Origin of the sequence: Achromobacter sp. 2789STDY5608621, from assembly GCF_001299375.1 — a bacterium.
Lineage (GTDB): Bacteria > Pseudomonadota > Gammaproteobacteria > Burkholderiales > Burkholderiaceae_B > Achromobacter > Achromobacter insuavis.
This window is the reverse complement of the sequence record NZ_CYTU01000008.1, coordinates 141,556-159,533: the sequence shown is the minus strand read 5'-3', so window position 1 is coordinate 159,533 and position 17,978 is coordinate 141,556. Positions and strand designations below refer to the sequence as shown.

Here is a 17,978-nt window from a genome sequence, read left to right as displayed (position 1 = left end):
CTCTCGAACATGCCGCTCACCCACACCCCTGCCGAACTGTCCGCCTGGTTGCGCCTGTCCCTGGAGCCCGGTATCGGCTCGGCCACCGCCTGCACGCTGCTGGGCGCGCTGGGCCTGCCGGAGCAGATCTACGCGCAGCGCGCCTCGGCCCTGGCGCGCCAGTTGCCGGATGCGCTGGCCCGCCAGCTGGCCGCCCCCATGCCGGCCGACATGGCCGCGCAGGTCGACAGCGCGCTGCAATGGGTCGAGGCGCCCGGCCGCCATATCCTGACGCTGGCCGATCCCGCCTATCCGCAAAGCCTGCTGACCATCGCCGACCCGCCCATCCTGCTCTACGTGAACGGCGACCCGGCCTATCTGCAGGGACCGTCGCTGGCGGTCGTGGGCGCCCGCAACGCGACCCCCGGCGGCCAGGAAAACGCCCGCGCCTTCGCCCGCCACCTGGCCGGCAACGGCTGGCGCGTGGTCAGCGGGCTGGCGCTGGGCATCGACGCGGCGGCCCATGAAGGCGCCCTGGAAGCCGGCCCCGGCGGCGCCGGCACGGTCGCCGTGATGGGCACCGGCATCGACCGAATCTACCCGGCGCGGCACCGCGACCTGGCGCATCGCATCGCCGCGCACGGCGCGCTGGTGTCCGAACTGCCGATGGGGACCGGCGCCCTGCCGCAGCACTTTCCCAAGCGCAACCGCATCGTGGCAGGCCTGGCGCGCGGCGTGCTGGTGGTCGAGGCCGCGAAACAGAGCGGCTCGCTCATCACTGCGCGGCTGGCGGGCGAAAGCGGGCGCGAAGTGTTCGCCATTCCCGGCTCGATCCACTCGCCGCTGTCGCGCGGTTGCCATGCGCTGATCCGCCAGGGCGCCAAGCTGGTGGAGACCGCGGCCGACATCACCGACGAACTCGGCGGCGGCCCGCAGCCCGGCGCCCGCCCGGCCGCGCCGGCCGAGAGCGCCGCCCCCCACCCTGTGCTGGAGGCCCTGGGCTTCGACCCGTTGCACCTGGACGCGATCCAGGCCCGCTGCGGCCTGGAGACCGCCGACCTGCAGGCCCAGTTGCTGGAGCTGGAACTGGCCGCGCGCGTGGCGCGCCTGGACGACGGACGCTTCCAACGCCTGAAATAAGGGGCCGCGCCAAGACCCAGGGCGGAGGCCGGCCAGCGCCTGGACAGCCCTTGGGCGGCGCGCGAGCGGGGCCGGATGCGATGGCGCTAATATTGGCGTTGGCGCCGTGCCGCCGCCGCGGCCGCCCCCCGATACCGATACAGGAAGAGACATGGCATTGCCCACACGCGTCAAGATCGTCGAGGTTTCGCCCCGCGACGGCCTGCAGAATGAAAAGGAATTCGTCCCCACCGACATCAAGGTGGAACTGATCGACCGCCTCGCGGCCGCCGGCTTTCCCAACGTCGAGGCGGCCTCGTTCGTGTCGCCCAAGTGGGTGCCGCAGATGGCCGACGGCGCCGACGTCATGGCGCGGATCCAGCGCCGTCCCGGCACGATCTACTCGGTGCTCACGCCCAACATGAAGGGCTTCGAAGGCGCGCTGGCGGCCGGCGCGGACGAAATCGTCATCTTCGGCGCGGCCAGCGAGGCCTTCTCGCAAAAGAACATCAACTGCTCGATCGCCGAATCCATCGCGCGCTTCGAACCCGTGGTGCAGGCCGCCCGCGAAGCCGGCATCCGCGTGCGCGGCAGCATCAGCTGCGCGCTGGGCTGTCCCTACCAGGGCGAAGTGCCGATCGAATCCGTGGTCGACGTGGCCCAGCGCTACCTGGCCATGCAGGTCGACGAGATCGACGTGGCCGACACCATCGGCGTGGGCACGCCGCAACGCGTGCGCGACGTGATGACCGCGGTCACCCGCGTGGTGGACCCGGCGCGCGTCTCGGGCCACTTCCACGACACCTACGGCCAGGCGCTGGCCAACATCCTGGCGTCGCTGGAGACCGGCATCTCGATCTTCCACGCCTCGGTGGCCGGCCTGGGCGGTTGCCCCTACGCCAAGGGCGCGACCGGCAACGTCGCCACCGAAGACGTGCTGTACATGCTGCGCGGCCTGGACATCGATACCGGCGTCGACTTCGACGCGGTGGTGGACATCGGCCAATGGATGTCGGCCAACCTCAATCGCAAGGGCTCCAGCCGGGCCGGCAACGCCATTGCCGCCAAGCGGGCCGCCTGACGCGAATCGCCGTAGAATGGCTGCGCGCGTTTCGCGTGAGCGTCCGGGTCAACCGGCGCAAGTCTTTCCGCAACGCTACCGGAACTCCGCAGCCGCATGACGTCCCCCGCCTCGCCCCCCTCGCCCGAGGAACACGCCGCCCTGCTCCGCGCCATCGGTCCGCTGCCGCTGTCGGGGCAGGCGTGGCCCGACTGGGTGCGCATCCTGACCTGGGTGATCCTGGCGGTGCTGGGCGTGCAGGTGGTCACGACCGCCATCCGCGCGCCGGGCCAGCCGCTCGAGAGCTCGATGGCGCTGGTGGTGGGGCTGTGCTTCATCGGCCTGCTGTTCGTATCCTGGCACATGCAGACGTCCATCACCACCATCGACGAACGCGGACTGCGCCAGACTTGGTTCTCGCGCCGCGAGGTGGCCTGGGAAGACGTGCGCGAAGCGCGCTTCGTGCCGATGATCTTTTCCAAGCGCCTGGTGGTGTTCACGCACCGCGGCCGGCCCGTGATCTTCCAGGGCGGCACGCGCGAACTGCGCAACGCCTTCACCCGGATCGCGCAGGTCTACCGGCGCGGCTGACGGCCCGCGACGCAATACGCGCCCAATAAAAAACCGATGCCGCAGCATCGGTTTTTTGTTGGCGAATCCGGCCGGCGCGCCGGATCACGCCGCGCTCAGCGGATCGGCAGCGCGTACATCAGGCCGCCTTGCGTCCACTGCGCATTCAGGCCGCGCTTGATCTTCAGCGGGCTGCCCTCGCCGACGTTGCGCTCGAAGCTCTCGCCGTAGTTGCCGACCTGCTTGACGATGTTGTAGGCCCACTTCTCGTCCAGCCCCAGATTGGCGCCGCCGCCGGGCGTCACGCCCAGGATGCGCTTGATATTGGGGTTGTCGCTCTTGGCCTGCTCGTCGACGTTCTTGGAGGTCACGCCGTATTCCTCGGCCTCGATCATGGCCGAGAGCGACCAGCGCACGATGTTCAGCCACGCGTCGTCGCCCTGGCGCACGAACGGACCCAGCGGTTCCTTCGAGATGATCTCGGGCAGCACCACGTAGTCGTCGGGCTTCTGCAGCTTGGAGATGCGGATCGAGGCCAGGCCCGAGGCGTCGGTCGAGAACACGTCGCAACGGCCCGCGGCAAAGGCGTTGACCACTTCGTTGAAGGTCTCGATCACCACCGGCTTGTAAGTGACCTTGTTGGCGCGCGCCCAGTCGGCCAGCGTGTTCTCGTTCGAGGTGCCGGTCTGCAGGCAGATGGTCGCGCCGTTGATTTCCTTGGCGCTCTTGACGCCCAGCGACTTGGGCACCAGGAAGCCCTGGCCGTCGTAGAAGTTGATGCCGGCGTGGATGATGCCCAGCGCGGTGTCGCGCTGCTGCGTCACGGTGGTGTTGCGGGTCAGCACGTCGACTTCGCCCGACTGCAGCGCGGTGAAGCGCTGCTGCGAGTTGAGCGGCACGACCTTGATCTTGTCGGCGTCGCCGAACACCGCCGCGGCGATGGCGCGGCACAGGTCCACGTCCAGACCCTGCCACTTGCCCTGCGCGTCAGGGGCGGAGAAGCCCGCGAAGCCCGTGGTGGTGCCGCAGGTGACCGCCCCGCGCTGGCGCACGACGTCCAGCGTCGCCGCTTGTGCCCCTTGTGCCGCGGCAAACAACAACGCCGCACCCGCCAACCCTTTTGCAATGTTCATGACTTGTTTTCCTGTTGTACCGGGACGCGCAAGCGCCCTGTTGTAGCAGGGCGCGCAAGCGCGCCGAGGCGAGAAGCTTATCGACATGAAGCGCCCGCGCCAAATAACAAGCGCTTATTTGGGTATATCACGCCGCCAGCGAAATCGACACCGGCTGGTTGGCCTCGCAGGCGTCCAGCGCGCGGCTGAGCCGCTGCATGCCCTGCGCGATCTGGCTTTCGTTCATGGTGGCGAACGACATGCGCATGGCGTGCAGGTCGGCCTGGGCCGCGTCGGCGTAAAACGCCTTGCCCGGCACGTAGACCACTTCGTGCTCGATGGCATAGGGCAGCAGGCGGGTCGCGTCGACCTCGCCGTTCAGGCGCGCCCAGAAGAACATGCCGCCTTCGGGCTTGCTGAAGGTGATGCGGCCGGCCAGTTCGCGCTCCAGGCCGGCGGCCATGGCGTCGCAACGCAGGCCGTAGGCGGCGCGGATGCGCGGCACGTGTTCTTCATAGCGGCCGTTGGCCAGGTACTGCGCCACCACTTCCTGGATCCACGCGGACGAGGCCATGTCGTCGGCGGCCTTGGCGCCGACGCAGCGGCGGCGGATCTCGGGCGGGGCCACCAGCCAGCCGATGCGCAGCGCGGGCGCCATGGTCTTGGACATGCTGGCCAGGTACACGGCCCAGTTGCGGGCTTCGCCCTCGGCCAGCGCCATGATGGGCGGCACGGCTTCGCCGGCGAAGCGCAGTTCACTGTAGGGATCGTCCTCGACGATCAGGAAGCGGTGCTTGACCGCCAGCTCCAGCAGCCGCAGGCGGCGCTGGCGCGAGATGGTGGCGCCACAGGGATTGGAGAACGAGGCCACCACGCAGACGATCTTGGGCTTGATGCGCGCGGCCAGTTCATCGAGCGCATCGATGTCGACGCCATCCGGGCCGGACGGCACGGTGTGCACGGTGGCGCCGGTGTAGCGCAGCGCCTGCACGGAATTGGGGAACGCGGGCGATTCGATGATGGCGTGGTCGCCCGGCTGCAGCATCACGCGCGACAGCAAGGCCATGGCCTGCTGCGAACCGCCGGTGACGGCCAGTTCGGTGTCCGGATTGCAGTGCAGGCCGCGCGCCGCCGACAGGCGCGCCAGTTCGTTGCGCAGGCTGGCCTGGCCGTCGATGTTGGAGTACTGCAGGCAGGCGCCCAGGCGCGCCAGCACCTGGGTCGACGCGATCGTCAGGCCGTCCACGTCGAACAGTTCCTGCGCGGGATAGCCGCCCGCCAGCGAAATGGTGCCGGGGCGCATCGCGTAAGGCATGAGCGAACGGATCGGGGAAGCGGGGGGATTCAGGAAAGGCGTGGCAAAAGCGTACTCGGGCGCGGCGCTGGACATGGCGGAAGGGACGACGAGGAGAAAGGAAGGACCCGCGCCGTTCAACGACGGCGCTGGCGGGTTTAGAACATTGAAATCTAAACAAATATCGACAAATTCTAAGCCTGCCGCTCAGACAGGGTCAACGAACACGCGCCCCTGCGCGGCGCGGTGTGGCGAAACGGTGCACGCGCGTCCTACACTATGGGACATTCCGTTCCCAAGAGACCCCGCATGACCGATGTAGACACCATGGCCACCCGCCTGGCCCGGATCCGGCAACGCATCGCCCAGGCCTGCGAACGCGCCGGCCGGGCGCCGGACAGCGTGACGCTGCTGCCCGTCAGCAAGACGTTCGAGGTGGATGCCGTGCGCGAGGCCATGGCCCTGGGCCTGACCCGTTTTGGCGAGAACAAGACCCAGGAACTGCGCCAGAAGGCGGCCGCGCTGGCCGGCCAGGGCCTGCAATGGGTCCTGATCGGTCACTTGCAGACCAACAAGGCCAAGGACGCGGCGCGCGACGCCACCGAGCTGCAGTCGCTCGACCGGCTCGATCTGGCCGAGGCCCTGCACCGCCGCCTGGTCAATGAGGGCCGGACCCTGGACGTGCTGGTGCAGGTCAAAACCTCCAGCGAACCCAGCAAGTACGGCATGGCCCCCGCCGACGTGGCGGCGTTCCTGCGCCGCATCACGGCGGACTTCCCCACCCTGCGGGTGCAGGGCCTGATGACCATGGCGGCCAATTCGCCCGACCCGCTGGAAGTGCGCGCCTGCTTCCGCGCCCTGCGCGAGCTGCGCGACCAGTTGCGCCAGGAAAGCATCGCCGGGGTGTCGCTGGAGCGCCTGTCCATGGGCATGAGCGGCGATTTCGAGCTGGCGATCGAGGAAGGCTCGACCGAAGTGCGCATCGGCACCGCCATCTTCGGCGCCCGCAGCTACCCCGATCCGCAATAAGCCGCTGATTCCGGGGCCGCAAACGAGCGCATATTGCCGGGCGGCCGGGGCATAATACCCTCGCAAAAAAACGAGGAGACACCCCATGCACAAACACGCCCGGCGCCTGTTGGCGCTTGCCGCCCTGTCGCTGGCCGCCACCGCGGCCTCGGCCCAATCCTGGCCCGCCCAACCCGTCCGCTGGATCGTGCCCTACCCGGCCGGCGGCGGCGCCGACGTGGTCGCGCGCACCGTCGCCAGCGGCATCGAGAAGCCGCTCGGCCAGACCATCGTGGTCGAGAACCGCCCCGGCGCCGCCACCATCATCGGCGCCACCGCGATCTCGCAGGCCGAACCCAGCGGCTACGTCATCGGCACCGCCGATTCCGGCACGCTGGCGTACAACCCCACGCTCTACGCCAAGCTGGCCTACGACCCGTCCAAGTTCACCTACATCGGCGGCATCGCCAAGTTCCCGCTGCTGCTGGCGGTGAACGTCAACTCGCCCTACAAGACGGTCGACGACGTGATCCAGGCCGCCAAGAAGGAACCCGGCAAGCTGACCGCCGCCTCGGCCGGCGCCGGCTCGCCGCACCACCTGGCGCTGGAACTGTTCAAGCAGCGCACCGGCGCCAACCTGCTGCACGTGCCCTACAAGGGCGCGGCGCCCGCCATCCAGGATCTGCTGGGCGGACAGGTGGATGTGATGTTCATCGACCTGGCCGCGGGCCTGCCCAACGTCAAGGCCGGCAAGCTGCGCGTGCTGGCCGCGGCCACGCCCGAGCGCGTCGCCGTGCTGCCGGACACGCCCACCATGGCCGAGCAAGGCGTGTCGGACTTCACCGCCTACGCCTGGCAAGGCCTGGTCGCGCCCGGCGGCCTGCCCGAGCCCGTGGTCAAAAAGCTGTCCGCCGAACTCGACGCCGCGCTGAAGTCGCCCGCCGTGTCGCAGAAGATGCTGGACATGGGCGTCATCCCGATGCCGCTGTCGGCGCAGGAATTCAAGGCCTATGCCGACCAGGAACGCACCGCCTGGGCGGAAGTGATCAAGAAGGCCAACATTAAGCTCGAATGAGCGCGACCTGCCTGATATGAAAAACGCGGCCCTCCGGCCGCGTTTTTCCTGGGTGGCGCTGCCGCGTCCAGCGCTCACTTGCGCGGCAGCGTCACCACCATGCGCAATGCCTCGACGCATTGCCGGCCCTGCTCGATCGCCTGCCCGAACGCCTCCGAGCCGATCTCGTCATGGCTGAACCAGCTGACCTTCCTGGCGCTGCGGTAGCGGTACTGGTAGCCCGCCTTGGCCGGCTTGCCGTCCAGGTCCACGTCGATCCACGGCGACCGGACCTGACAATGCAGCGGCGGCGCGTCGACCTTGCCGCCGGCCAGCGTCACGTCATAGGAGGTGGTTTCCGGCGTGCCGAGGTAGATGTCGGCCAGCTGGCCCGCCTGGCGGTAGCGCGCGAAGAACTCCCAGTCATCGCTCAATTCGGTGTGCGTGTAGACCTGCTGGCGGCCGACCCGTTCCAGCGCCCGCAGGTCCACCAGCGTGGCGTCGATGCGGTAGGCCGCCGGCACCACGAAATCGCTGGCGGCGCGCCGCAGCCGGCAGTCGCGGTTCTCGGCGGCGAAGCTGCGGCACAGCGCCTGGTCCATGGCCGTCGCGCCGTTCTGCTGATCGCCCACGCTGACTTCCGCCGCCACCATGCGGCTGACCTCGACAGAGGCGCGCACGCTGGCCTGCCCGTCCTTGTCGAACTGTTCATGGCGCGTCACCACGACGCTGGGCGCGGGGCGTTCGAGCGGAATGTCCTCGCGCCGCACATTGCCCTGATCGTCCATGACGAAGGCCCAGCGCTGCTGGATGTCGGGCATGGTGAAGCCCGGCACGAACACCGGATTGGTGGGGTCCAGCCACCAGGTCTGGCCCTGCACCTGGGCGCGCACGATGGCGTGGTTGGGCGCCGACAGCCCTGGCAGCAGCACCGCCGGCGCCACCGTGCCGCGCGTCACCAGCGCGGGTTCGGCGGCGATGCCGGCCGCGCGCAGCATGGCCGTCAGCAGCACCGACAGGTCCTTGCAGTCGCCATAGCCGCGCCGCTCGATCTCATCGAGCGCGAAGGGAATCTGGCCGCGTTCGCTGTTGCGCCAGTCGCCCAGGTAGCGATAGCGCTCATGGATGTGGCGCATCAGCGCGGCCACGATCTGCGCCGGGGCCTTGCCCCGCTGGGCCGCGACGGCCGCGGCCGCGCCTTCGGGCAAGGCCGCCGCCAGGATGGCGTTGTAGCGCGCCGCGAATGGGCCGAAATGGTCCTGCAAGGCGGCCGAACTGCCGATCTCCAGGCGCGGCGACTGGCGCAGATAGCCCTTGTCCGACTCGTTGACGTAGGCGTAGTAGTAAGGCGTGGCCTTTAGCTCCACCGTGATGCGGCGCGCATCGGGCGAGGCCTCGACGCGATAGGCGTCCATCGCCTCGGTCCGCCAGACCATCGGGCGCTCGGCGCTGAACTCGGCGCGAAAGCGCTCCTGGCGCACCGCCCGCGGCTGCAAGCCCAGCACGTAGTGGAATTGCGTGGCCGACGGGATGCCGGCGTAACGCTCGCGCAGCGTGTAGACGATGGTGCTGCCCACCCGCAGATTGGGAAAGGCCAGCGAGGTCTGCTTGTTGCGCAGGAAACCCTGGTCCGGATTCGGCGCCATGCGGGTATCGATCTGGTCGGCCGTCAGGGGCACGGGCTTTTCGCCGGGCTGGATCAGCTCGGCGCGCTCGACCTCGACGCTGTCGTTCTCGGCATAACTGCGGTCGATGCGCGAGACCAGCTCGCGCCCGGCCAGCGTCAGGATGGTGTAGCGGTAGGTGCTCACGCACTCGGTGCTGTTGTCCTGGCCGAAGCGGCAGTGGAATTCGGTGTCGCCGGACAGCGGCGCTTCGGCGACGGGTTGCAGGGCGCCCTGGGCGGGCAGGCTGGCCACGGTCGCGAGGACGGCGGCAAGGAGCGGGGTTCGGGGGAAAACGGGCATGGAAACTGCTGACACCTCACTTTACAATTGAGACGCAATGTTATTTGCAATGAAATAGCAGCACAAGTCGCCGCGGCCATGGCCCGCCTGCGCTATCGCGCGAAAAACAAAACGCCCGGCGAATCCGCCGGGCGTTGCGAGACGCGGCGCGCCGGCCACTGGCCGGCGACGCGCTACACCAGCACGCGCTCGATGCCGCCCGCGTTGGCGCGGCGCACGTACTCTTCCATCCAGCCTTCGCCGAGGATGTGGCGCGCCATCTCGACCACGATGTAGTCGGCGTCCATGCCGGTGTCGCCCTGGTAGCGCGACAGGCCCTGCAGGCACGACGGGCACGAGGTCAGCACCTTGACGTCACCCGTGAAGCCGTCGGTGCGCAGCGCGGCGTCGCCCTTGAGCAGCTCTTCCTGCTTGCGGAAGCGCACCTGGGTCGAGATGTCCGGCCGGCTGACCGCCAGCGTGCCCGACTCGCCGCAGCAGCGGTCGCTCTTGACGGCGCCGTCGCCCACCAGCGAACGCACGGTCTTCATCGGATCCTGCAGCTTCATCGGCGTGTGGCAGGGGTCGTGGTACATGTAGCGCACGCCCTTGGCGCCTTCCAGCTTGATGCCCTTTTCCAGCAGGTATTCGTGGATGTCGATCAGGCGGCAGCCCGGGAAGATCTTCTCGAACTCGTAGCCGGCCAGCTGGTCGTAGCAAGTGCCGCAGCTGACCACCACGGTCTTGATGTCCAGGTAGTTGAGCGTGTTGGCGACGCGGTGGAACAGCACCCGGTTGTCGGTGATGATCTGCTCGGCCTTGTCGGTCATGCCGTTGCCGCGCTGCGGATAGCCGCAGCACAGGTAGCCCGGCGGCAGCACGGTCTGCACGCCGGCATGCCACAGCATCGCCTGCGTGGCCAGGCCGACCTGCGAGAACAGGCGTTCCGAACCGCAGCCCGGGAAGTAGAACACCGCTTCCGTGTCGGCCGTGGTGGCCTTCGGATCGCGGATGATCGGCACGTAGTTCGCGTCCTCGATGTCCAGCAGCTTGCGCGCGGCCTGCTTGGGCAGCCCGCCCGGCATCTTCTTGTTGACGAAGTGCACCACCTGCTCGCGCAGCGGCGGCTTGCCGACGGTCGCCGGCGGCGCCGAGGTCTGCTTCTTCACCAGGCCCGACAGCAGGTCGTGCGCGGCGCGCTGAACCTTGTAGCCCACGCCCACCATCGCCTTGCGGGTGGCGTTGATGGTGGCCGGATCCTTGGCGTTCAGGAAGAACATGGCGCTGGCCGTGCCCGGATTGAACGACTTGCGGCCCATGCGCCGCAGCACGGCGCGCATGTTCATCGACACGTCGCCGAAGTCGATGTCGACCGGACAGGGGTTGTAGCACTTGTGGCAGACGGTGCAGTGGTCGGCCACGTCCTCGAATTCTTCCCAGTGTTTCAGGCTGACGCCGCGGCGGGTCTGCTCTTCGTACAGGAAGGCCTCGACCAGCAGCGAGGTCGCCAGGATCTTGTTGCGCGGCGAATACAGCAGGTTGGCGCGCGGCACGTGGGTGGCGCACACCGGCTTGCACTTGCCGCAGCGCAGGCAGTCCTTGATCGAATCCGAGATGGCGCCGATGTCGCTCTGCTGCATGATCAGCGACTCGTGGCCCATCAGGTTGAAGCTGGGCGTCCAGGCGTGGCGCAGGTCGGCGCCGGGCATGAGCTTGCCGGCGTTGAAGTGGCCATTGGGGTCGACGCGGCGCTTGTAGTCCTGGAACGGCGCCAGCTCGGCTTCCGTCAGGAACTCGTACTTGGTCAGGCCGATGCCGTGCTCGCCCGAGATCACGCCGTCCAGGTCGCGCGCGATCTGCATGATGCGCTCGACGGCCTGGTGGGCCTCCTGCAGCATGCCGTAGTCGTCCGAGTTGACCGGGATGTTGGTGTGCACGTTGCCGTCGCCCGCGTGCATGTGCAGCGCCACGAACACGCGGCTCTTGAGCACGCGGCCGTGGATCGCCACCAGTTCGTCCAGGATCGGCTTGCGCGCCGCGCCCGAGAACGCGGCCTGCAGGCCGGCCAGCACTTCGGTCTTCCACGACACGCGGATGGTGCGGTCCTGCACCACGTCGAACACGCGCGCCTGCGGCTGCGCCGCCAGGCGCTCGGCCAGCGCGGCGCTCAGGTGCGACATGCCCAGGCCGTCCAGCTGCGGCATGGCCTCGGCCAGCGGCAGGTCCAGGTTGTCCAGCAGCCACTGCCAGCGCTGGCGCGCCGCGGCCAGCAGCTCGATGGCCTGGCGCGTGCGCTCGGCCAGCACCTCGGCGCGGGTTTCATCGTCGTCGGCGGCGTCTTCGGCCTTGCCGACCGGCAAGGGCGTACAGAGGTAGTCGTCCAGCGCGCCCAGCAGGCGCAGCTTGTTGCGGGTCGACAGCTCGATGTTGATGCGTTCGATATGGTCGGTGTACTCGCCCATGCGCGGCAGCGGGATCACCACGTCTTCGTTGATCTTGAAGGCGTTGGTGTGGCGCGCGATCGCGGCGGTGCGCGAGCGGTCGAGCCAGAACTTCTTGCGGGCCTCGGCGCTGACCGCCACGAAGCCTTCGCCGTGGCGCGTGTTGGCCAGGCGCACCACTTCGCTGGCGGCCGCGGCCACCGCGTCCTCGTCGTCGCCGACGATGTCGCCGATCAGCACCATCTTGGGCAGCGAACCGCGCTTGCTCTTGGTGGCGTAGCCGACCGCGCGCAGGTAGCGCTCGTCCAGATGCTCCAGGCCGGCCAGGATGGCGCCACGGGCGCGGCCCTCGCCGTCCAGGTAGCCCTTGACCTCGACGATCGACGGAATCGCGTCGCGCGCCTGGCCGAAGAATTCCATGCAGACGGTGCGGGTGTGCTTGGGCATGCGGTGCAGCACCCAGCGCGCCGACGTGATCAGGCCGTCGCAGCCTTCCTTCTGGATGCCCGGCAGGCCGGCCAGGAACTTGTCGGTGACGTCCTTGCCCAGGCCTTCCTTGCGGAACACGCGGCCCGCGATCTCCAGGGTCTCGGTCTTGAGCAGGCGCTCGCCCGGCTTGCCGCGGCCATCGAACCACTTGAGTTCGAAGCGGGCCACGTCCACGTCATGGATCTTGCCCATGTTGTGCGCCAGGCGCGTCACTTCGAGCCAGTTGCCGTCCGGATCGACCATGCGCCACCAGGCCAGGTTGTCGAGCGCGGTGCCCCACAGCACGGCCTTCTTGCCGCCGGCGTTCATGGCGATGTTGCCGCCCACGCACGAGGCCTCGGCCGAGGTCGGGTCCACGGCGAAAACGAAACCGGCCGCCTCGGCCGCTTCCGACACCCGCTTGGTCACCACGCCGGCGCCGGCATGGATGACGGCCACGGGCTCGGTGAGCCCGGGCAGGATACAGGACTCGACCTTGCCCAGCTTGTCGAATTTCTCGGTGTTGATGACGGCCGACTTCCAGGTCAGCGGAATCGCGCCGCCGGTGTAGCCGGTGCCGCCGCCGCGCGGCACGATGGTCAGGCCCAGCTCGATACAGGCGGTGACCAGCGCGGCGATCTCGTCTTCCGTATCCGGCGTCAGCACCACGAACGGGTACTCCACGCGCCAGTCGGTGGCGTCGGTCACGTGCGAGACGCGCGACAGGCCGTCGAACTTGATGTTGTCGCGCGCAGTGATGCGGCCCAGCACCTTCTGCGCCTGCTTGCGCAGCATGGCGGTCTGGTCGAACTCGCCCTCGAAGGCGGCGATGGCCGAACGCGCCCGGCCCAGCAGGCCCAGCACTTTCTCGTCGCGGTGCGGATCGTGGCCGACCTCGGCCGGCGCGCCGGGTTCGCGGCGGCGGTCGATCTCGCCCAGCCGATGGTGCAGCGCATCGATCAGCTGCTTGCGGCGCTTGGGGTTGTCCAGCAGGTCGTCCTGCAGGTAGGGATTGCGGCGCACCACCCAGATGTCGCCGAGCACCTCGTACAGCATGCGGGCGGACCGCCCGGTGCGGCGCTCGCCGCGCAGATCGGTCAACAGGCTCCAGGCGTCATCGCCCAGCAGCCGGCCGACGATCTCGCGATCGGAGAACGACGTGTAGTTGTAGGGGATTTCGCGCAGTCGCGCGGGTGCTGCGGGCGGCGTCGCCCCGTTCAAGATGTGGCTGGCGAGTGGGGCGTTCATGGCGGCAAGAGGGGGCCCTTAAAAAATTATTTTATGCCATTGGCCGGAACTGCCCCCGAATACCCCCAGGGAAATGCTCAAAACCCGCAAAATATCGCCGCAATATGTCCCTTATTAAGCGCGACGTCAGCGCTATACCTGACCCGGGAACAGCCACAGCAGACTGGCCGTCATCGCCAGGTAGCGCAGGAACTTGCCGATGGCCATATAGGCCACGCAGGGCCAGAACGGCAGCCGCAGCCAGCCGGCCACGGCGCACAGCGGATCGCCCACCCCCGGCAGCCAGGACAGCAGCAGGGCCGGCGGCCCCAGGCGATGGATCCAGGCATGCGCCCGTTCGTTCCAGCGGCCCCGCATGCGATGTTCGTCCGCCGCATGGGGATGGCGTTCCTTCCAGCGCTGGAAGGCCTTTTCCGCGCCCAGGCCCATGGCGTAGCTGATGGCGCCGCCGATGGTGTTGCCGGCGGTCGCCACCAGGATGGCGGGCCAGAACATGTCGGGCGACAGCTTGATGTAGCCGAACACCGCCGGCTCCGAGCCGAGCGGCAGCAACGTCGCCGAGATCAGCGAAACGATGAAGATGGCGGGCAGGCCTACCGAGGGCAGGGCCAACAGGTTCAGTAGCCAATGAATGGCCGATAGCAGGCTTTCTTCCATGATGCCAGCGAGTGTAGCCGCGCGCGGGCCGGCGGCCGGCCGGGCCCGTCCGATCCATGATGAAACTGGCGGAAAACCGTCGGGCGACCCGGCTTTCCCTGCAATAATCCCGCTCACGCCATCGGGCCCGCGAGCCTGGCGCTCCATTTTTCCGCCCCTACCCCAAGCGCAGTCCATGTCCACCGATTATCTGAAACGCATCCTGACCTCCAAGGTCTACGACGTCGCGGTCGAATCGCCGCTCGAAGCCGCGCCCCTGCTGTCGCAGCGCATGGCGAATACGATCCTGCTCAAGCGCGAGGACACCCAGGCGGTATTCAGCTTCAAGCTGCGCGGGGCGTACAACAAGATGGCCAACCTCGCGCCGGCGGCGCGCAACCGCGGCGTGATCGCGGCCTCGGCCGGCAACCACGCCCAGGGCGTGGCGCTGGCCGCGTCGCGGCTCGGCTGCCGCGCGGTCATCGTCATGCCCACCACCAGCCCGCAGGTCAAGATCGACGCGGTGCGCCGGCTGGGCGGCGAAGTGGTGCTGGCCGGCGAGAGCTTCTCCGACGCCTACGCCCACGCGCAGACGCTGGAAAAGAAAGAGAAACTGACCTTCGTGCATCCGTTCGACGATCCCGACGTGATCGCCGGCCAGGGCACGGTGGGCATGGAGATCCTGCGCCAGCACCCCGGCCCGATCGACGCCATCTTCGTGGCCATCGGCGGCGGCGGCCTGATCGCCGGCGTGGCCGCCTACATCAAGCAGTTGCGCCCCGAGATCAAGATCATCGGCGTGCAGACCGAAGACTCCGACGCCATGCTGCGCAGCGTGCGCGCCGGCCGCCGGGTGCAATTGAACGATGTCGGGCTGTTCTCGGACGGCACCGCCGTCAAGCTGGTGGGCGCCGAGACCTTCAAGCTGACGCGCAAGTACGTCGATGATTTCGTGGTGGTGGACACCGACTCGATCTGCGCCGCCATCAAGGATGTGTTCCAGGACACGCGCAGCGTGCTGGAACCGGCCGGCGCCATGGCCGTGGCCGGCGCCAAGCAGTACGCCGCCGAGCACAAGCTCAAGGACAAGACGCTGGTCGCCATCGCCTGTGGCGCCAACATGAACTTCGACCGCCTGCGCTTCGTGGCCGAACGCGCCGAGGTCGGCGAAATGCGCGAGGCCGTCTTCGCCGTCACCATGCCGGAACAGCGCGGCAGCTTCCGCCGCTTCTGCGAACTGGTCGGCGAACGCAGCGTCACCGAGTTCAACTACCGCATTTCCGATTCCGACCGCGCCCACGTGTTCGTCGGCCTGCAGGTCTCGTCGCCGGCCGAACCCGACAAGATCGCCAGCCACTTCCGCCGCCATGGCTTCGATACGCTCGACCTGACGCACGACGAAATGGCCAAGACCCACTTGCGCCACATGGTCGGCGGCCGGTCCGCGCAGGCGCGCGACGAACTGCTGTACCGCTTCGAATTCCCGGAACGCCCGGGCGCGCTGATGCGTTTCCTGAACGCCATGAACCCCGACTGGAACATCAGCCTGTTCCATTACCGCAACCAGGGCGCCGACTACGGCCGCATCCTGATCGGCATCCAGGTGCCGGCGGCGGACAAGAAGCAATTCCGCGGCTTCGTGGCGGAGCTCGGCTACCCCCACTGGAACGAGACCGACAACCCGGCCTACAAGCTGTTCCTGTAAGCCTCGAAAAAGCAGGCGCCCAAAAACGAGAGGGCCTCCACATGGAGGCCCTTCCCTTCTCTGCTCAGGACTCGCCCGGCCGCAACCTGAAGGGGGGGTTCGCTGTCACTCGGCGGCTCACGGAGATGTGCCGCGCATTCAGCAAGGTGCGGTCGGGCCGATACCCTCGCTTAGAAACGGTGACGCAGACCCACCGCGAACGCGGTGTCGCGCGCATCGTGCTGGAACGCGTAGTTGTCGCCGTAGGAGGCGTACGCGTACAGGTTGGTGCGCTTGGTGAAGTCGTACGTGTAGCCCAGGCTGTAGACGTTGAACGTCGCGTCGTCGCCGGTCAGCTTGTTGTTGTTCGGCGTGGCGCGCTGCCAGGAACCGAAGATGGCGTGGCGGCCCAGGGGCACGGTGGCGCCGATCATGTAGGAGTTGGCGCGGAAACCGTCAGCCAGCTTGAACGAGCCCAGCTTCTGCATGCCGTCCGGCGTCGTGCCCATGTTCTGGCCGATGAACCAGCCGTCGCGGGTCTGGCTGAACGCCGCCGCCAGCTTCACCACTTCGAAGTCGTAGGTGCCGCCGATGATGTATTCCTGGACGCGCGAGCTGGACTTGCCGCCGATGCTGTCATTGGACGGATTGAAGCGGTCGTAGGCCGCGGCCAGGTTCAGCGGACCGTTCAGGTATTGGGCGCCCACGGTCAGGACACGGTTGTTGTTGCCCGTGGCGAAGCCGGTCTGGTGCTTTTCCTTGACGCCGTCTTCGACGGTGTCATCGGCGCTGAACGAATAGCCCACGCCCAGCTTGAAGCCGTCCATGCTGGGGGTCTGGTACAGGACCATGTTGTCCAGGCGCATGGTGTTGGCGCTGCTGAACGTCGTACCCAGGTTGGCGGTGTTGTAGCTGATGGCGAACGGATCGATCGAACCGAAGTACTTCGAGGCCAGGTTGGTCTGGCGGCCGAATTCCAGGCGGCCCCACGAATCACTGTCCAGGCCCACGGTGGCCTGGCGGCCCCACAGGCGACCGTTCTGCAGCGACTGGCCGTTCATCGGGCCGAAACCGCCTTCCAGGTTGAACACGGCGCGCAGGCCGTCACCCAGGTCTTCCGTGCCGCGCAGGCCGAAGCGCGAGCCGCTGCTCACGCCTTGCACGGCGCCGATGCGGCTTTGCGACTGGCCCTTGAACTTCACTTGCTCGTAGCCGACACCGGCGTCGATCAAACCGTACAGCGTCACGGAATCAGCGGCATGCGCGGCGCCGGCGAAACCGGCCAGCAACGCGACTGCCAATAGCGTCTTCTTCATAAAAGTCCCCAAGATGGCGAGAGATAAAGGCATTCCGCAACCACGCGGCGGCATCGCCGCGGCCTGCGTGCCGCTACGAAAAAAGCGAGCGGCGTCTGCACTGAATCTAGTGTCTGCCCTGGAACAATTTGAAGTAACCCGGATTTCGAAGAACTACTTTCCATGGGCGGGATAATGCCCGCCGCATGCCGCGCACGGTTCCGGAAGATGCGTATTAAGGCCTTGATATCAAATGTGAATTCTTGCTCACAATTCGTGTTTTCAGGACTGCCGCGAGTCGCCGTGCCCGAGGGAAATCGACATCACATGTTGCATGGGTGGCACAGTCGATGCGGCATAAACACGACAACGGCGGCGATGGCGAGCCCCGGACCTAGAGATAAAAAACCCCTTGGCGGGCAAGGGGCTTTCCGATTCGGCGTCGTGGCGGACAGCCTCGGATCAACGACCCTTGGGCGGGTAGTCCAGTTCACCGAAGGTGTATTCGCCGCGGGCCTTGGCCTGGGCCAGTTCTTCGCGCACCTGTTCGCGGGTCTTGCCGACCGTCTGCGTGGCGGCGGCGCGCGGCGGGTAGTCCAGCTCGCCGCTGGTGACCTGGCCGGCGGCCTTGGCGCTTTGCAGTTCCTGTTGGACCTGTTCGCGCGTCATGCCCGTCTGCTGGGCGATGGCGGGCGGATAGTCCAGTTCGCCGAACGTGACCTGGCCGGCGGCCTTGGCGGCCTGCAGTTCCTGCTGGACCTGTTCACGCGTCTTGCCATCGGCGTGGGCGGCGGACATGCCCGCCAGCGTTGCGGTAACCATGAGTGCGGTAGCTAGGGCTTTCATTGTGATGACTCCATCCTAAACCTGGCACACCGTCCGCCACCAGGGCGGCGGCGGCAATGTGACAATTCGATTGCTGGGATGCAGTATCTGGCGATCAGGCCCTAGTAAAAACCCTTATTTTGGTGAACATATTTGCATGCACGGGACAATTGCAAAGCGTATCCCGCCGGAACGGGCTTCGCGCCGCGCAACAACGGGTCGCGTCCTATGGCGCAAGG

General features: G+C 67.6%; 13 protein-coding genes. 6 read left to right on the top strand and 7 right to left on the bottom strand.

Going from position 1 to position 17,978, the window contains the following annotated elements:
- The first annotated feature begins 9 nt into the window (after window positions 1–9).
- The 3 genes from dprA (at window position 10) to AOZ53_RS11365 (ending at window position 2,749) form a co-directional block, all read left to right on the top strand.
- Window positions 10–1,119, top strand: coding sequence for a DNA-processing protein DprA (gene dprA, locus AOZ53_RS11375; RefSeq protein ID WP_054487840.1), 1,110 nt, complete (start codon window positions 10–12; stop codon window positions 1,117–1,119).
- A 151-nt stretch (window positions 1,120–1,270) separates the two neighbouring features.
- Window positions 1,271–2,179 carry a hydroxymethylglutaryl-CoA lyase gene (locus AOZ53_RS11370; protein WP_054487838.1) on the top strand — a complete coding sequence of 303 codons (909 nt, stop codon included), beginning with the start codon at window positions 1,271–1,273 and terminating at the stop codon, window positions 2,177–2,179.
- Between the two features lie 96 nt (window positions 2,180–2,275).
- Entirely contained in the window at window positions 2,276–2,749 is a 474-nt protein-coding gene (locus AOZ53_RS11365; protein ID WP_054487836.1) for a hypothetical protein, read from the top strand.
- 95 nt (window positions 2,750–2,844) lie between these two features.
- Here the strand turns inward: AOZ53_RS11365 and AOZ53_RS11360 are convergent, their stop codons facing one another.
- Both AOZ53_RS11360 and AOZ53_RS11355 read right to left on the bottom strand, forming a co-directional pair.
- Window positions 2,845–3,861, bottom strand: coding sequence for an amino acid ABC transporter substrate-binding protein (locus AOZ53_RS11360; RefSeq protein ID WP_006391783.1), 1,017 nt, complete (start codon window positions 3,859–3,861; stop codon window positions 2,845–2,847).
- Window positions 3,862–3,988: 127 nt separating this feature from the next.
- On the bottom strand, window positions 3,989–5,230 hold the full coding sequence (locus AOZ53_RS11355; RefSeq protein WP_054429306.1) for an aminotransferase-like domain-containing protein: 1,242 nt from the start codon (window positions 5,228–5,230) through the stop codon (window positions 3,989–3,991).
- 213 nt (window positions 5,231–5,443) lie between these two features.
- On the opposite strand from AOZ53_RS11355, the gene AOZ53_RS11350 reads away from it, so the two are divergent.
- Both AOZ53_RS11350 and AOZ53_RS11345 read left to right on the top strand, forming a co-directional pair.
- On the top strand, window positions 5,444–6,163 hold the full coding sequence (locus tag AOZ53_RS11350; RefSeq protein WP_054429305.1) for a YggS family pyridoxal phosphate-dependent enzyme: 720 nt from the start codon (window positions 5,444–5,446) through the stop codon (window positions 6,161–6,163).
- 85 nt (window positions 6,164–6,248) lie between these two features.
- The gene (locus tag AOZ53_RS11345; protein ID WP_054429304.1) at window positions 6,249–7,217 is read left to right on the top strand and encodes a Bug family tripartite tricarboxylate transporter substrate binding protein; all 969 of its coding nucleotides are present in this window, start codon (window positions 6,249–6,251) and stop codon (window positions 7,215–7,217) included.
- Window positions 7,218–7,291: 74 nt separating this feature from the next.
- On the opposite strand, the gene AOZ53_RS11340 is transcribed toward AOZ53_RS11345, so the two are convergent.
- From AOZ53_RS11340 to AOZ53_RS11330, 3 genes are all read right to left on the bottom strand, one after another.
- Window positions 7,292–9,163, bottom strand: coding sequence for a DUF3857 domain-containing transglutaminase family protein (locus AOZ53_RS11340; RefSeq protein WP_054474882.1), 1,872 nt, complete (start codon window positions 9,161–9,163; stop codon window positions 7,292–7,294).
- Window positions 9,164–9,336: 173 nt separating this feature from the next.
- Window positions 9,337–13,299, bottom strand: a complete 3,963-nt coding sequence (locus AOZ53_RS11335; RefSeq protein ID WP_054429302.1) for a DUF3683 domain-containing protein — start codon at window positions 13,297–13,299, stop codon at window positions 9,337–9,339.
- A 132-nt stretch (window positions 13,300–13,431) separates the two neighbouring features.
- A complete protein-coding gene (locus AOZ53_RS11330) occupies window positions 13,432–13,956 on the bottom strand; it encodes a YqaA family protein (protein ID WP_054429301.1) in 525 nt (174 codons plus the stop codon).
- Between the two features lie 175 nt (window positions 13,957–14,131).
- Between AOZ53_RS11330 and ilvA the strand changes: the two genes are divergently transcribed.
- Window positions 14,132–15,640 (top strand): threonine ammonia-lyase, biosynthetic, encoded by a 1,509-nt coding sequence (gene ilvA, locus AOZ53_RS11325; RefSeq protein ID WP_054487834.1) that lies wholly within the window; start codon window positions 14,132–14,134, stop codon window positions 15,638–15,640.
- Window positions 15,641–15,810: 170 nt separating this feature from the next.
- On the opposite strand, the gene AOZ53_RS11320 is transcribed toward ilvA, so the two are convergent.
- Together AOZ53_RS11320 and AOZ53_RS11315 are read right to left on the bottom strand one after the other, a co-directional pair.
- Window positions 15,811–16,935, bottom strand: coding sequence for a porin (locus AOZ53_RS11320; protein WP_054487832.1), 1,125 nt, complete (start codon window positions 16,933–16,935; stop codon window positions 15,811–15,813).
- Between the two features lie 441 nt (window positions 16,936–17,376).
- On the bottom strand, window positions 17,377–17,760 hold the full coding sequence (locus tag AOZ53_RS11315) for a DUF4148 domain-containing protein (protein ID WP_054429298.1): 384 nt from the start codon (window positions 17,758–17,760) through the stop codon (window positions 17,377–17,379).
- Window positions 17,761–17,978: the final 218 nt, after the last annotated feature.

Coding starts and splice junctions, on each gene's coding strand:
- dprA (WP_054487840.1), top strand. CDS start 10: ATGCCGCTCACCCACACCCCTGCCGAACTGTCCGCCTGGTTGCGCCTG.
- AOZ53_RS11370 (WP_054487838.1), top strand. CDS start 1,271: ATGGCATTGCCCACACGCGTCAAGATCGTCGAGGTTTCGCCCCGCGAC.
- AOZ53_RS11365 (WP_054487836.1), top strand. CDS start 2,276: ATGACGTCCCCCGCCTCGCCCCCCTCGCCCGAGGAACACGCCGCCCTG.
- AOZ53_RS11360 (WP_006391783.1), bottom strand. CDS start 3,861: ATGAACATTGCAAAAGGGTTGGCGGGTGCGGCGTTGTTGTTTGCCGCG.
- AOZ53_RS11355 (WP_054429306.1), bottom strand. CDS start 5,230: ATGTCCAGCGCCGCGCCCGAGTACGCTTTTGCCACGCCTTTCCTGAAT.
- AOZ53_RS11350 (WP_054429305.1), top strand. CDS start 5,444: ATGACCGATGTAGACACCATGGCCACCCGCCTGGCCCGGATCCGGCAA.
- AOZ53_RS11345 (WP_054429304.1), top strand. CDS start 6,249: ATGCACAAACACGCCCGGCGCCTGTTGGCGCTTGCCGCCCTGTCGCTG.
- AOZ53_RS11340 (WP_054474882.1), bottom strand. CDS start 9,163: ATGCCCGTTTTCCCCCGAACCCCGCTCCTTGCCGCCGTCCTCGCGACC.
- AOZ53_RS11335 (WP_054429302.1), bottom strand. CDS start 13,299: ATGAACGCCCCACTCGCCAGCCACATCTTGAACGGGGCGACGCCGCCC.
- AOZ53_RS11330 (WP_054429301.1), bottom strand. CDS start 13,956: ATGGAAGAAAGCCTGCTATCGGCCATTCATTGGCTACTGAACCTGTTG.
- ilvA (WP_054487834.1), top strand. CDS start 14,132: ATGTCCACCGATTATCTGAAACGCATCCTGACCTCCAAGGTCTACGAC.
- AOZ53_RS11320 (WP_054487832.1), bottom strand. CDS start 16,935: ATGAAGAAGACGCTATTGGCAGTCGCGTTGCTGGCCGGTTTCGCCGGC.
- AOZ53_RS11315 (WP_054429298.1), bottom strand. CDS start 17,760: ATGAAAGCCCTAGCTACCGCACTCATGGTTACCGCAACGCTGGCGGGC.